At 63.5% G+C, this 13,489-nt stretch carries 11 protein-coding genes; 8 read left to right on the top strand and 3 right to left on the bottom strand.

What is annotated here, in order from left to right:
- Positions 1–171 precede the first annotated feature (171 nt).
- The 8 genes from recR (at position 172) to NKJ90_RS09075 (ending at position 8,135) form a co-directional block, all read left to right on the top strand.
- The gene (recR, locus tag NKJ90_RS09110) at positions 172–777 is read left to right on the top strand and encodes a recombination mediator RecR (protein WP_023758151.1); all 606 of its coding nucleotides are present in this window, start codon (positions 172–174) and stop codon (positions 775–777) included.
- 195 nt (positions 778–972) lie between these two features.
- Entirely contained in the window at positions 973–2,250 is a 1,278-nt protein-coding gene (locus NKJ90_RS09105) for a lytic murein transglycosylase (protein ID WP_023758150.1), read from the top strand.
- Between the two features lie 261 nt (positions 2,251–2,511).
- A complete protein-coding gene (locus tag NKJ90_RS09100) occupies positions 2,512–4,152 on the top strand; it encodes an ABC transporter substrate-binding protein (RefSeq protein WP_023758149.1) in 1,641 nt (546 codons plus the stop codon).
- A gap of 15 nt (positions 4,153–4,167) precedes the next feature.
- Complete coding sequence (locus NKJ90_RS09095; RefSeq protein WP_023758148.1) at positions 4,168–5,229, top strand: ABC transporter permease; 1,062 nt, start codon at positions 4,168–4,170, stop codon at positions 5,227–5,229.
- On the top strand, positions 5,226–6,146 hold the full coding sequence (nikC, locus tag NKJ90_RS09090; RefSeq protein WP_023758147.1) for a nickel transporter permease: 921 nt from the start codon (positions 5,226–5,228) through the stop codon (positions 6,144–6,146). The genes NKJ90_RS09095 and nikC overlap by 4 nt, the downstream gene beginning before the upstream one ends.
- Positions 6,143–7,006 carry an ABC transporter ATP-binding protein gene (locus NKJ90_RS09085; RefSeq protein ID WP_031259793.1) on the top strand — a complete coding sequence of 288 codons (864 nt, stop codon included), beginning with the start codon at positions 6,143–6,145 and terminating at the stop codon, positions 7,004–7,006. The genes nikC and NKJ90_RS09085 overlap by 4 nt, the downstream gene beginning before the upstream one ends.
- Positions 7,003–7,752: an ABC transporter ATP-binding protein gene (locus tag NKJ90_RS09080; protein ID WP_023758145.1), complete on the top strand. Its 750-nt coding sequence runs from the start codon at positions 7,003–7,005 to the stop codon at positions 7,750–7,752. Before NKJ90_RS09085 ends, NKJ90_RS09080 begins: the two co-directional genes overlap by 4 nt.
- A 44-nt stretch (positions 7,753–7,796) precedes the next feature.
- The gene (locus NKJ90_RS09075; RefSeq protein WP_023758144.1) at positions 7,797–8,135 is read left to right on the top strand and encodes a hypothetical protein; all 339 of its coding nucleotides are present in this window, start codon (positions 7,797–7,799) and stop codon (positions 8,133–8,135) included.
- A gap of 12 nt (positions 8,136–8,147) precedes the next feature.
- On the opposite strand, the gene NKJ90_RS09070 is transcribed toward NKJ90_RS09075, so the two are convergent.
- From NKJ90_RS09070 to NKJ90_RS09060, 3 genes are read right to left on the bottom strand one after another with little or no spacing between them, the layout of a single operon-like run.
- Positions 8,148–11,246 (bottom strand): efflux RND transporter permease subunit, encoded by a 3,099-nt coding sequence (locus tag NKJ90_RS09070; RefSeq protein WP_023758143.1) that lies wholly within the window; start codon positions 11,244–11,246, stop codon positions 8,148–8,150.
- Positions 11,243–12,316, bottom strand: coding sequence for an efflux RND transporter periplasmic adaptor subunit (locus tag NKJ90_RS09065; protein WP_023758142.1), 1,074 nt, complete (start codon positions 12,314–12,316; stop codon positions 11,243–11,245). The genes NKJ90_RS09070 and NKJ90_RS09065 overlap by 4 nt, the downstream gene beginning before the upstream one ends.
- Complete coding sequence (locus NKJ90_RS09060) at positions 12,313–13,455, bottom strand: efflux RND transporter periplasmic adaptor subunit (protein WP_023758141.1); 1,143 nt, start codon at positions 13,453–13,455, stop codon at positions 12,313–12,315. The genes NKJ90_RS09065 and NKJ90_RS09060 overlap by 4 nt, the downstream gene beginning before the upstream one ends.
- Positions 13,456–13,489: the final 34 nt, after the last annotated feature.

Below are 13,489 nucleotides of genomic sequence, written 5' to 3'. Positions count from 1 at the left end.
GTGGTCTGTCCTTTTTTTTTAAACCCCCCCCCCCCAACCCCCCCCACTACACCGCCCCCCGCCGCCGCCCGGGCCCCCGCACCCCCCCCCCCGCTCCAGCTTTTCGTTTTGACGCAACTCCGGACGGAAAACCGCTTCGCACTTTTCCTGGAATTGCTCTAGATCAGAGCGATGTCGAAGCGAATCGCCGGTCCCGAGATCGAACGCCTGATCCAGCTCCTGGCCAAGATGCCAGGGCTGGGACCCCGTTCGGCCAGGCGTGCGGCACTCCATCTGATCAAGAAGAAGGAGCAGCTGCTGTCGCCGCTCGCCGCCGCCATGGCCGAGGCGGCAGACAAGGTGCGCATCTGCTCGACCTGCGGCAATGTCGATACATCCGACCCTTGCATGATCTGCACCGATCCGCGCCGTGACGCCGGCACCATCATCGTCGTCGAGGACGTCTCCGACCTGTGGGCGCTGGAGCGCGCGGCGGCGATGAATGTGCGTTATCACGTGCTCGGCGGCACGCTGTCGCCGCTCGACGGCATCGGGCCCGACCAGCTCAACATGCGCTCGCTGGTCGACCGTGTCGCCGGTGGCGAGGTCAAGGAGATCATCCTCGCCGTCAACGCGACGGTCGAGGGCCAGACCACCGCGCATTACCTCACCGACCAGCTGTCCGGCTTCGACATCAAGGTGACGCGCCTGGCACATGGCGTGCCGGTCGGTGGCGAACTCGACTATCTCGACGAAGGCACGCTGGCCGCTGCACTGCGCTCGCGGACGGCGTTTTGACGAAGTTGGCGGGAGAGGGTGCGGATCATGATCGTTGCGCGTCCTTCGAGGCTGGTGCCAAGCACCCCCCTCTGTCCTACCGGACATCTCCCCCTCAAGGGGGGAGATTGGCCGCTTCATTGGCGGTGCTCTTCCTGCAACGTCGGCGATTGGCGAAAGCAAAGACAACAGCCGATCTCCCTCCTTGAGGGGGAGATGGCCGGCAGGCCAGAGGGGGGCGCCAAGGAACGCAGACTTCGCCAGTCTTGTCTCGCATTTTTCCTGGCTGCGCTTGCCTTCCTCTTCATTTCCGCTCCCGCCTCCGCTGCAACGATCAACGACCAGTTTCGCGCCTGGCTGCAGGACGACCTGTGGCCGCAGGCCAAGGCGAAAGGCATTTCCAGGCACACCTTCGATGCCGCCTTCGACGGCATCAATCCCAATCTGAAGCTGCCCGATTTGGTCAAACCGGGCGAGAAGGCGACCACGCCGCAGAAACAACACCAGGCCGAATTCGGCTCGCCCGGCGCCTATTTCGCCGAGAAGACGGTTCTTGCGGTGACGGCAGGCGGACGTGCGCGTGAAGCCACCAATGCCAGGACGCTTGCGGCCATCGAGAAGCGCTACGGCGTGCCGGGAGAAGTGCTTTTGGCGATCTGGGGCCGCGAGACCGGCTTCGGTGCGGCGAAAATGCCTTATGACGCCTTCGAGGTGCTTGGCACCAAGGCGTTCATGTCGACCAAGAAGGACTTTTTCCGCACCGAGCTCCTGGCGGCACTCGAAATCGTCGAGCGCGGGCTGGCCCCGGTCGGCGCGATGAAATCGTCCTGGGCCGGGGCGCTCGGCCAGCCGCAATTCATGCCGACCTCTTTCCTGAAGCATGCCGTCGATTTCGATGGCGACGGCCGCGTCGACATCTGGAACTCGACGCCGGATGTATTGGCTTCGATTGCCAATTATCTCGTCCATTATGGTTGGGTGAAGGGCCGCGGCTGGGGCTTCGAGGTGACTGTGCCGGATCAGGTTTCCTGCGCGCTGGAAGGCCCGGACCAGGGCAAGAAGATTGCCGAGTGGGCGGCAATGGGCATTAAGCGCGTTGGCGGCAAACCGTTTCCGACGAGCGAGCTTAAATCCGAGGGTTTCCTGCTGATGCCGGCCGGGCGCAGCGGCCCGGCCTTTATCGCCACGCCCAATTTCTACGTGCTGAAGGAATACAACACCAGCGACCTCTACGCGCTGTTCATCGGTCATGGCGCCGATCGCATAGCCCATGGCGACTCGAATTTCGCAGGCAGCTGGGGCGCGGTTGGCGGGCTCCACCGTTCCGACATCGCCGCCCTGCAGCGCGCGCTGCAAGCCAAGGGCTATGATGTCGGCAGCGTCGACGGACTGCCCGGCTTCAAGACCCGCCGTTCGATCGGCACGTGGCAGGCCAAGAACGGCCAGGCTGCAACCTGCTTCCCCGATGCGGAGTTGGTGACAGCGCTGAAGTAGCCCTGAATTAGCAGTTTTTTCTCATTTGGCAGCCTCGATTAGCCGCCAAATGCATCGACTTCCAACAGCTCCTTCTGGTCCAATGTATCGTCTTACAAAACCCCGTTGCCGAGTTGGGGGCCGCCGGATTAGGGTGTTGACCAACTGGACAAAAAACACGACGGTAGCGGGTCAGAGGCCGTCTTCCGGCCCCGAAAGAATTTTCTGCATCCCTGAGCCGGGAACTCAGGTCGCCAAACAACAAAACAGGGAACAATCACGATGATGATGGAAAAGTTTGCTCTCCGCTCCCGCATCTTGCTCGCGGGTGCGGCCATGTCCGCGCTGCTTCTGGCCGGCGCGCCTGCCGGTGCGGTCACGCCCGCCGACACGCTGGTCGAAGGTTTCGCGATCGACGACATCATCACCATGGATCCGAACGAGGCATTCGAGCTATCTACTGCCGAGGTCACCGGCAACACCTATGATCTGCTGGTCCGTCTCGACCTCAACGACACCTCCAAGGTCAAGGGCGACCTCGCCGAAAGCTGGACCGTCTCCGACGATGGCCTGACCTACACGTTCAAACTGAAGCCCGGTCTCAAATTTGCTTCTGGCAATCCGATCACGGCGGCAGACGTTGCCTATTCATTCGAGCGTGCCATCAAGCTCGACAAGAGCCCGGCCTTCATCATCGGACAGTTCGGCATCAGCGGCGACAACGTCACCGAAAAGGCCAAGGCGGTCGACGACAGCACTTTCCAGTTCACCGTCGACAAGGCCTATGCGCCGAGCTTCGTGCTGAACTGCCTGTCGGCAACGGTCGCCTCGGTCGTCGATGCCAAGCTGGTCAAGGAACATGTCGTCACCGCGGCACCCACCGCCGACTACAAATGGGACAATGATTTCGGCAATGCCTGGCTGAAGACCGGCTATGCCGGCTCCGGCGTCTTCAAGCTGCGCGAATGGCGCGCCAACGAGGCTGTCGTTCTCGAGCGCAACGACAATTACTACGGCGAAAAGGCCAAACTAGCCCGCGTCATTTATCGCAACATGAAGGAAAGCTCGGCCCAGCGCCTGGCGCTCGAAGCCGGCGACATCGACGTCGCCCGTAATCTCGAGCCGAACGACCTCGACGCCATCGCCAAGAACGCCGACCTCACCACCACCAGCGCGCCGAAGGGCACGGTCTTCTATATCAGCCTCAACCAGAAGAACGCGAAACTCGCCAAGCCCGAGGTTCGCCAAGCGTTCAAGTATCTGGTCGACTATGATGCCTTGAGCTCGACCATTCTCAAGGGCATCGGTGAGATCCACCAGACCTTCCTGCCCAAGGGCGTGCTCGGCGAACTCGACGAGAATCCGTTCAAGCTCGACGTCGCCAAGGCCAAGGAATTGCTGGCCAAGGCAGGTCTGGCTGACGGTTTCAGCGTAACCATGGACGTTCGCACCGGCCAGCCGACGACGGGCATGGCGGAATCGATCCAGCAGACCCTCGGACAGGCTGGCATCAAGCTGGAGATCATTCCCGGCGACGGCAAGCAGACGCTGACCAAATATCGCGCCCGCAATCACGACATCTATATCGGCCAGTGGGGCCAGGACTATTTCGATCCGAATTCCAATGCCCAGACCTTTGCCTCGAACCCGGACAATTCGGATGCCGGCAAGTCCCACACGCTTGCCTGGCGGAACTCCTGGGACATTCCGGACCTGACCAAGGAAACGGAAGCGGCTTTGCTCGAGAAGGACGCCGGCAAGCGCGCCGATATGTACAAGGATCTCCAGAAGAAGATCCTCGACACCAGTCCCTTCGTCGTCATCCACCAGCAGCTGGAAGTGGCTGGCCTGCGCAAGAACCTCAAGGGCTTCGCACTCGGCCCGAGCTTCGACAGCAACTTCGTCGGGCCGGTCTCGAAATAACGCCGCGGGCGCCGCATGAGCGCGGTTGAAAATGGGAGCGGGCGCGGCAGCGCCCGCGCCGTCGCCATTGCATCATCGCTCGGCCGCTTCCTGGTCATCGCGATCACGACCTATCTCGGTCTGCTCGCGGTGACCTTCTTCATCGGTCGTGTCATCCCGATCGACCCGGTGCTGGCGGTGCTCGGCGACCGGGCGCCGGCCAATGTCGTCGAGCGCACGCGCCGCGAGATGGGCCTCGACCTGCCGTTGATCGAGCAGTTCTATATCTATGTGAAAAATGCCCTGAACGGCAATTTCGGCGTCTCCGTGCTGACCACGAACCCCGTCATGACCGACATTCGCCGAGCGCTTCCGGCGACCACGGAGCTGGCGACGCTGGGAACGCTGATCGGCGCGCTATTCGGCGTGCCGCTTGGTGTGCTGGCTGCGGTCAGGCGCGGCAGTCTCATCGACCAGATCGTGCGCATCATCGGCCTGATCGGCTATTCCGTGCCGATCTTCTGGCTCGGACTGCTGGCGCTGGTGCTGTTTTACGCCAAGCTGCAATGGGTCGCTTTTCCAGCCCGACTCGACGTCGTCTACGAATACACCTTCACGCCGATCACCGGTTTCTACCTGCTGGATTCCCTGTGGCAGCGGCAGTGGGACGTCTTCCACGATGCCTTCCGCCACATCATCCTGCCGGCTTCGCTGCTCGGCTATTTCTCCCTCGCCTATATCAGCCGCATGACGCGCTCGTTCATGCTCAACGAGCTGTCGCAGGAATACATCGTCGCGGCGCGCGCCAAGGGCCTGTCTGAAACCCGCATCATTTGGGGCCACGCATTGCGCAACGCCGCCGTGCCGATGGTGACGGTGATCGCACTGTCCTATGCCGGCCTGCTTGAAGGTTCGGTGCTGACCGAGACTGTCTTTTCGTGGCCAGGCATCGGTCTCTACATCACCAATTCGCTGCAGAACGCCGACATGAATGCCGTGCTCGGCGGCACCATTGTCATCGGCTCGGTGTTCATCGCCATCAATCTGCTCTCCGACCTGCTCTACCGCGTGCTCGATCCGAGGACGAAGTCCGCATGAGCGTCGATACCATCCAGAGCCGTCGCGACTGGCTGCTCAGCGAGCGGCCGGCCTCGCGCATGCAGGCAAGACTCGGCCGCGCCTACGTGGCGTGGCGGCGCTTTTCCGCCAACCGGCTGGCGTTTCTCGGCCTGCTCATCATCATCGCCTTGCTGGTCGTTGCCGCCCTTGCCGGCGTGCTGGCGCCGTATTCGCCGACGTTTGGCGACCTGAAGAACGCGCGTCTGCTGGCGCCGAGCGCCGAGCACTGGTTCGGCACCGACGACCTCGGCCGCGATATCCTTTCGCGCATCCTCTACGGCTCGCGCTGGACGCTTTATGTGGTCATCCTGGTTGCGATCATCGCCGCACCGATCGGCCTGCTGGTCGGCACCGTCGCCGGCTATGCCGGCGGCTGGACCGATGCCATCCTGATGCGCATCACCGATATTTTCCTCGCCTTCCCCAAGCTGATCCTGGCGCTGGCTTTTGTCGCAGCCCTTGGGCCAGGCATCGAGAACGCGGTGCTGGCCATCGCCATCACCTCCTGGCCGCCTTACGCACGCATTGCGCGCGCGGAGACGCTGACGGTGCGCAATTCCGATTACATCAAGGCGGTGCAACTGATGGGTGCCTCGCCCTTCCGTATCGTGCTGCGCCACATCATGCCGCTCTGTATCTCCTCGCTGATCATCCGGGTGACGCTCGACATGGCCGGCATCATCCTGACCGCCGCCGGCCTCGGTTTCCTCGGCCTTGGCGCACAGCCGCCGCTGCCGGAATGGGGCACGATGATCGCTTCGGGGCGTCGCTTCGTGCTCGATCAATGGTGGGTAGCCGGCGCGCCAGGCTTCGCTATCCTGATCGTCAGCCTCGGCTTCAACCTGCTCGGCGACGGCCTGCGCGACGCGCTCGATCCGCGGAGCGGCGACCAATGAGCCACGATCCCAATCAGCAGCGATCAACGAGCGCGCTGCTCGACGTCGAGGATCTCCGCGTCACCTTCCCGACCCGCACCGGGCTGATCGAAGCGGTTCGCGGTGTCTCCTTTTCGCTCGGCCGCGAGCGGCTCGGCATCGTCGGCGAGTCCGGCTCGGGCAAATCGCAGACCGGCCGCGCCATCATGGGCCTGACGCCGCCGCAGGCGCGAATATCGGCCAACAAGCTGGCTTTCGACGGCATCGACCTGCTCAGCGTGTCGCCACGCGAACGCCGGTCGCTGCGGGGAAAGCGCATCGCCATGATCCTGCAGGATCCGAAATATTCGCTCGATCCGGTTATGAGTATCGGCCGCCAGATCGTCGAGACGCTGCGCACGCACGAGAAGGTCGGCAAGGCCGAGGCGCGCGACCGCGCACTGGCAATGCTGGAGGCGGTGCAGATTCGTGACCCCGCCCGCGTCTTCGACCTGCATCCGCACGAAGTGTCCGGCGGCATGGGCCAGCGCGCCATGATCGCCATGATGCTGATCGCCGGGCCGGAAATGATGATCGCCGACGAGCCGACCTCGGCGCTCGACGTCACCGTGCAGCTCGACGTGCTCGGCATTCTCGACAGGCTGGTCGGCGAACGCGGCATGGGGCTGATCTTCATCTCGCACGATTTGCGCCTGGTCTCGTCCTTCTGCGACCGCGTCATCGTCATGTATGCAGGCAAGGTGGTCGAGCAGCTCAAGGCGTCCGAGCTCGGTCGCGCCCAGCATCCCTACACGCGCGGCCTGCTCAACTGCATGCCCAAGATCGGCGCCGACCGTCATCCGCTGCCGGTGCTCGACCGCAAGCCGGAGTGGGCGGCATGACTTCTGCCATTTCCGTCGACGGGCTGGAAGTGATCTTCGACCGTTTTCGCGCGCTGAAGGGCGTCAGGCTTGACGTGCAGCCGGGCGAGTCCTTTGGCCTGGTCGGCGAATCCGGTTCCGGCAAGTCGACGCTGCTGCGGGCCATCGCCGGCCTTGCGCCGGTCGCCTCGGGCAGCATCGCCGTCAACGGCAAGACGCTCGGCGCGCGCCGCGACAAAGCCTTTTATCGCGAAGTCCAGATGGTCTTCCAGGATCCCTATGGCTCGCTGCACCCGCGCCAGACCGTCGACCGCCTGCTGCAGGAGCCGCTTGCCATCCATGGCTTTGCCGACGGCGAAAAGCGCATTCAGCGAGCACTCGACGAGGTCGGTCTCGGCAACGGCTTTCGCTTCCGCTACTCCCATCAATTGTCGGGCGGCCAGCGCCAGCGCGTGGCGATTGCCCGGGCGCTCATCCTCGAACCGTCGATCCTGCTGCTCGACGAGCCGACCTCGGCGCTAGATGCGTCGGTGCAGGCGGAAGTGCTCAACCTTCTGGAAGAAGTCCGCCGGCGGCGCAAGCTGACCTTCCTGATGGTCAGCCACGACTTGGCCATCATCACCCACATGTGCGAACGGCTGATGGTGATGCAAAGCGGCGAAGCGGTTGAGAATCTGGCGGCCAACGATCTTGTCGAGCGCCGCGTCTCGAAGGACTATACGCGCAACCTGCTGAGAGCGAGCGACGGGTTTGTGAGAACCGCCTGAATTCGTTCTTCCTGTGTACAGAACAACCGTCTTGGGGGACTACCATGGAGGAATGGAAGTTTGCTGACCCACCCAATGTCGCGGTGTTATCGGACAAGAGCATATTTAAACGTGGCGACTGGATCGCATACGTTGTGCATGAAGATGACGACGACGACAGCTACAACGATGACGGTGGCAGTTGGCAATTCCACAACAGCGAACCCGGACCTGTGGATGACGGCGATATAATGCTCGTCGGCCTGCAAGAGGTGGTTCAACTGGATGAAAGCATCCTGGCATTGGCCGATTTGCCAAAAGGTTGGTATGCTTGGCGAAGTTCCAAATCGTCGCGGTGGCAGCGCGCCAAATCACTCCCTGTACCCTCCAACGATAACGAGTGATCCAGCAGGATCTTAAGTCGACCTTTGCGCCAGTTCGGCCCCATCCAGAACGGGTGGCTCTTCCCGGCCTTTCGGCTCCTTGATCCTGAACCAGGCCACATAGAGCGCCGGCAGGAACAGCAGCGTGATCGCCGTGCCGGCAATGATGCCGCCCATCATGGCGAACGCCATCGGTGCCCAGAACACCTCCCGTGCGATCGGGATCAGCGCCAGGCTGGCAGCGGCGGCCGTCAGCGCGATCGGTCGCATGCGATGTTCGGTGGCTTCGATCACCGCCGCCCAGCGGTCCTTGCCTTCGGCGACCAGATCCTCGATCTGCACGATCAGGATGACCGAGTTGCGGATCAGGATGCCGATCAACGCCAGCACGCCGAGGATGGCGACGAAGCCGAGCGGGGCGCCGCTTGGCAACAGTGCAGCAACCACGCCGATCAACCCAAGCGGTGCGACGGCAACGACCAGGAACAGGCGCTGGAAGCTTTGCAACTGGATCATCAGGATCGTCGCCATGATGAACAGCATCAGAGGCACGACCGCCGCGATCGGCCCCTGGCTGTTGGCGCTTTCCTCGACCGAGCCGGCCGTGGCGATGGCATAGCCGACCGGCAGCTTGCCGATGAAGGCATCGACCGAGGGTTTCAGCTCGTCGACCACGGTCGCCGGCAGCGCATCGCCCACGAGTCCGGCGCCCACGGTGATCGTCGGCACGCGGCTGCGCCGCCAGACTGTCGGCTGCTCCAACTCGTAGTGGAAGTTGGCGACGGCGGCCAGCGGGATGGATTCGCCGGCACCGGTCGGCAATTGCATGTTGCGCAGCGTCTCGATCGAGCCGCGTTCGGCATCGCGCGAACGGACCACGACGTTGATCAGGTAGGTGGCGTCGCGCACCTGGGTTATAGTGACGCCGCCGACGATGCTGTTCAGCGTATTGGAGATGTCCGACGAGGTGACGCCAAGCTGGCGCGCCTTGTCCTGCAACACATCCACTTTCAGCACCCGCGACGGTTCATTCCAGTCGAAGATCGGTGCGCCAAGCTTGGGATTGGCCGAGATGACGCCTGCCAGTTGCTGGGACAGCGTCCTCACCGTCTGGATGTCGGGACCGCTGACGCGGTATTGCACCGGCCGGCCGACGGGCGGACCGAGTTCGAGTGTTTTGACGAAGGCATCGGTGCCGACGAAGTCGTCGCGCAGCATTTTTTCTATTGCCGCCTTTACCCTGTCACGCGCCTCGACGTTCTTGGTGACGATGACGGTCTGGCCGAAATAGGGATTGGCCGGCTGCACGTCATAGGCAAGCACGAAGCGTACCGCGCCCTGGCCGATATAGGAGCTCCAGTGATCGATGTCGGGATTGCCGGCAAGGGCTGCCTCCTCGAAGCGCTCCATCTGGTCCCGCGTCTCGGCGATCGATGAATTCTGCGGCAGGTTCCAATCGACGATAAGTTCCGGCCGGTCGGAGGACGGGAAGAACTGCTGCTGGACAAAACCCATGCCGACGACCGAGGCGGCGAACAACAGCACCGTCGCGATGATCGTCAGCCAGTGGCGGCGCACCGACCCGACCAGCACTCTGCGGAACAGCGAGGTGAAACGGCCGGGCTTGTCATGGTGCTTCTGCTTCATCACCGCAGGCAGGATGGTGATGCCGAGCAGCGGCGCAAACAGCACCGCCACGATCCAGGACACCAGAAGCGAAACGGCAATGACGACGAACAGCGTGTAGGTGTATTCGCCAGCCGCGCTGTTGTTGAGGCCGATTGGAATGAAGCCGGTGACCGTCACCAGCGTTCCGGTCAGCATCGGGAACGCGGTCGAGGTGTAGACATAGGTCGCCGCCTTGCGCAGATTGTCGCCTGCCTCCAGCCTCGCCACCATCATCTCCACGGCAATCATCGCGTCGTCGACCAGCAGGCCGAGTGCGATGATCAGCGCGCCCAGCGAAATGCGCTGCAGCGAGATGCCGAGATAGTCCATGAACAGGAAGGTGATGGCGAGCACCAGCGGGATCGACAGCGTCACGACGAAGCCGGCGCGCATGCCGAGGCTGATGAACGAGACGGCAAGCACGATGGCGACAGCCTCGAACAGCGCGCGGGTGAAGCCCGAGACCGCTTCCTCGACAATGACAGGCTGGTCTGCGACCAGATGCACGCCGACGCCGACAGGCAGGTCGGCGACGATCTTGTCCATCTCGACCTTCAGCGCCTTGCCGAATTCGAGCAGGTTGGCGTTGGGCTTCATGCCGATGGCGAGCCCGATCGCATCCTCACCGTTGAAACGGAACAATGCCGTCGGCGGATCGGCGTAGCCGCGGGTGATGGTGGCGACATCGCTCAGCCGGAAGAAGCGGTCGTTGACGCGCAAATTGATGGCGCGCAGGCTTTCCTCCGAGGTGAACTGGCCCGAGACGCGCACGCTGACGCGTTCGGGGCCGGTCTCGATAACGCCCGATGGTGCGATCGCGTTCTGCGCCTGCAGGCTGGCGACGATCGCCTGCTGGTTCAGGCCAAGGGCTGCGATCTGACGGGTCGAAAATTCGAGATAGATCGCCTCGTCCTGGGCGCCGATCAGGTCGACCTTGCCGGCATTGGGCACGGCGAGGATTCGGGTGCGCGCCTGCTCGACATAGTCGCGCAGCTGGCGCGATGTCAGCCCGTCCGCCGTGAAGGCGTAGATGTTGCCGTAGACATCGCCAAAACTGTCGTTGAAGAACGGACCTTGCACGCCCTGCGGAAACTGGGCGCCGATGTCGTTGATCATGTTGCGAATGCGCACCCAGGTCGGGGCCACGTCGCGTGCCTTGGTCGACGGCTTGAGATTGACGAAGATGACGGTCTTGCCGGCCGTGGTGACGGATTTGCTGTAGTCGAGGCTGTCGAGTTCCTCCAGTTTCTTCTCGATGCGGTCGGTTACTTGGCGGACTGTCTCATTGACCGAGGCGCCCGGCCAGTTGGCCTGGATCAGCATGGTCTTGATCGTGAAGGCCGGGTCTTCCTCGCGGCCGAGATTGAGATAGGCCGAGACGCCGGCGACGACGAACACCAGCATGAAATACCAGACCAGCGAACGATGGCTGAGCGCCCAGTCGGAGAGGTTGAAGCCCTTCACTTGGCGGCTCCTTCGGGGATCTTGACCGTCTCGCCCGGGGTCAGGCTGTGCACGCCTGCGGTGACGACGCGTGCGCCCGCGTTAAGTCCGCCGGCGACGACAAAGCTGCCGCCGCGTTTGGCGCCGATCTGGATATCGTGCAAGGCGACCTTCGATTGCGCATCGACGATCCACACTTGCTGCTTGCCGTCCATTTCGAGCAGTGCCGACAGCGGCAGCTCGATCGTCGGGTCGATCGGCATCACCCGTGTCGCCGTCACGGTCGAGCCGAGCCGGAACGCGGTCGGCGCATTGAGCAGCGTCAGGCGCACGCGGCGGGTGCGGGTCGAACTATCGGCCTGCGGCGCGATCTCGCGCAGCTTGGCTTCCGTGTGGATCGAGGGCAGAGACTGCAGGATCACGTCGAAGCCGGTTCCGACAGCGAGATCGCCGGTCAACTGGTCGGGAATGTCGACGACGGCTTCGCGCACATCCGAGCGCGCCACCGTCACTACGGTCTGGCCGGCCGATACGGTCTGCCCGACTTCGGCGCCGGTGGCGGTGACGACGCCATCGAAATCCGAAAACAGGCGGGCATAGCCAAGCTGCTCCTGAGATTTAGCCAGCGCAGCCCTCGCCCGCTCGACATTGGCCTGCGCGGCTTGCCGCGCCTGCTGGGCTGCCTCATAGGTGGCCTGCGAGGTGTTCCTGTCTGCCAGCAATGCGCGCTGGCGCTCCTCGCTGGCGTAAGCATTGGTGAATTCCGCCTGTGCGTTGGAGAGGCCAGCCTTGGCTGCCTGAACGGCCAATTCCAGCGCCGTCGGATCGAGCGTGGCGATCGTCGTACCCTTGGTGACGAGGTCGCCGATATCGACGTCGCGGGTGACGACACGGCCAAGCAGGCGGAAGGCCAGGTTGGCACTGAATTCCGGCTCGACGACGCCGGCGAAGCCAAGCGTCTGGCTGGTGCGCGGCTCGACCACCACCGAAAGCACCGGCCGGACGATCTCGGGCGCCTTTTCCGGCTCGGCCGAACAGGCGCCGACAACAAACAGCGCCGACAGGGCGATCATGCGCGCAGGCCGGTTCATTGCGTTGCCCCTCCGGCGATCTCGACCGTCTGGCCCGGGCTGAGCAATTGGCCACCGGCGGTGATGACGTGCTGGCCGGGCTCTAGCCCCTTGTCGACGACGATGACGCCGGAGCCATAAGCGAGAATATCGACCGGCGCGACGGTGACCTTCTTGGAAGCAGGGTCGATGAGCCAGACCGCAGGCTGACCGTTGCTGGAGGTCAGCGCCTGCCAGGGCAGGATCACGGCTTTCACCGGCTGGGCGCTGACCGTGCCGGTGACGGCGGCGCCGAGCGGCATGGCGGCAGGGGTCTCGGGAATGGCGACCTTGACCCGAACCGAGGCCGAGGCGGCGTCGACCACCGGAGAAATCTCGCGCACCTTGCCTATCGCCTTCACCGACGGATCCGACACCAGCGTGATCGACACCGGTGGTGGTGCCATCGAGCTGCCGGCAACCAGCGTTTCATGAACGTTGAAGACGGCGTCGCGGTCGCCGTCCTCGGCGATGGTGAAGACTGTTTGTGCCCCTTGCACCACCTGGCCGGCCTCGACCGCGCGTGCGGTGACGACACCCGGCGCGCCGGCCCGCAGCTCGGTGAAGGTGAAGCTCTCCCGGGCATTGTCCAACGCGCTCTGCGCCTGCTGGACGCTGCCTTGTGCAACGCTCTGCACCTGTGCTGCCTGATCATAGTCCCGGCGCGTGGTAAAACCCTGAGCAAGCAGCGTCTTTTGGCGCTCGAAAGCGGCGGATGCCTGCGTCAATTGCGCCTGTGCCGCATCGAGATCGGCCTGCGCCGAGCGCAGGTCCGATTCCTGCTCCTGTGGATCGATGCGGGCCAGCAACGTGCCCTTGTCGACATGCTGGCCGATTTCCACCAGCCGCTCGGCGACGCGGCCGCCGACCCGGAAGGCCAGGTTGTTCAGCGTACGCGCAGCGATGACCCCGGTCAGCGACGTCGTCGGAGCATAGAAGGAGATTTCGACTTCGGCGGTGCGCACCATGGTCGGCATCTTGCGTTCGGCCGCCTCCTGCTTCTGGCAACCGGCCAGCAGCAGGCTGGCCATCGTGCAGGCGATAAGCATCGGAGCACTTCGGAACGGCAAAGGATTGGATGGCGACAGTGGCAAGGCGGGAGATGTCACGTTCCGGCTCATGGCTTCCCTCGCCTGTGTGGGACGCTCCCGCCGC

Origin of the sequence: Mesorhizobium sp. M0051, assembly GCF_040323235.1 — a bacterium.
Lineage (GTDB): Bacteria > Pseudomonadota > Alphaproteobacteria > Rhizobiales > Rhizobiaceae > Mesorhizobium.
Note: the sequence above shows the minus strand (reverse complement) of the source record. Positions and strands in the feature narration are given on the sequence as shown.

Bases quoted from the DNA above. Each gene is read 5' to 3' on its own strand.
- recR (WP_023758151.1), top strand. From the start codon at position 172: ATGTCGAAGCGAATCGCCGGTCCCGAGATCGAACGCCTGATCCAGCTC.
- NKJ90_RS09105 (WP_023758150.1), top strand. From the start codon at position 973: ATGGCCGGCAGGCCAGAGGGGGGCGCCAAGGAACGCAGACTTCGCCAG.
- NKJ90_RS09100 (WP_023758149.1), top strand. From the start codon at position 2,512: ATGATGATGGAAAAGTTTGCTCTCCGCTCCCGCATCTTGCTCGCGGGT.
- NKJ90_RS09095 (WP_023758148.1), top strand. From the start codon at position 4,168: ATGAGCGCGGTTGAAAATGGGAGCGGGCGCGGCAGCGCCCGCGCCGTC.
- nikC (WP_023758147.1), top strand. From the start codon at position 5,226: ATGAGCGTCGATACCATCCAGAGCCGTCGCGACTGGCTGCTCAGCGAG.
- NKJ90_RS09085 (WP_031259793.1), top strand. From the start codon at position 6,143: ATGAGCCACGATCCCAATCAGCAGCGATCAACGAGCGCGCTGCTCGAC.
- NKJ90_RS09080 (WP_023758145.1), top strand. From the start codon at position 7,003: ATGACTTCTGCCATTTCCGTCGACGGGCTGGAAGTGATCTTCGACCGT.
- NKJ90_RS09075 (WP_023758144.1), top strand. From the start codon at position 7,797: ATGGAGGAATGGAAGTTTGCTGACCCACCCAATGTCGCGGTGTTATCG.
- NKJ90_RS09065 (WP_023758142.1), bottom strand. From the start codon at position 12,316: ATGAACCGGCCTGCGCGCATGATCGCCCTGTCGGCGCTGTTTGTTGTC.
- NKJ90_RS09060 (WP_023758141.1), bottom strand. From the start codon at position 13,455: ATGAGCCGGAACGTGACATCTCCCGCCTTGCCACTGTCGCCATCCAAT.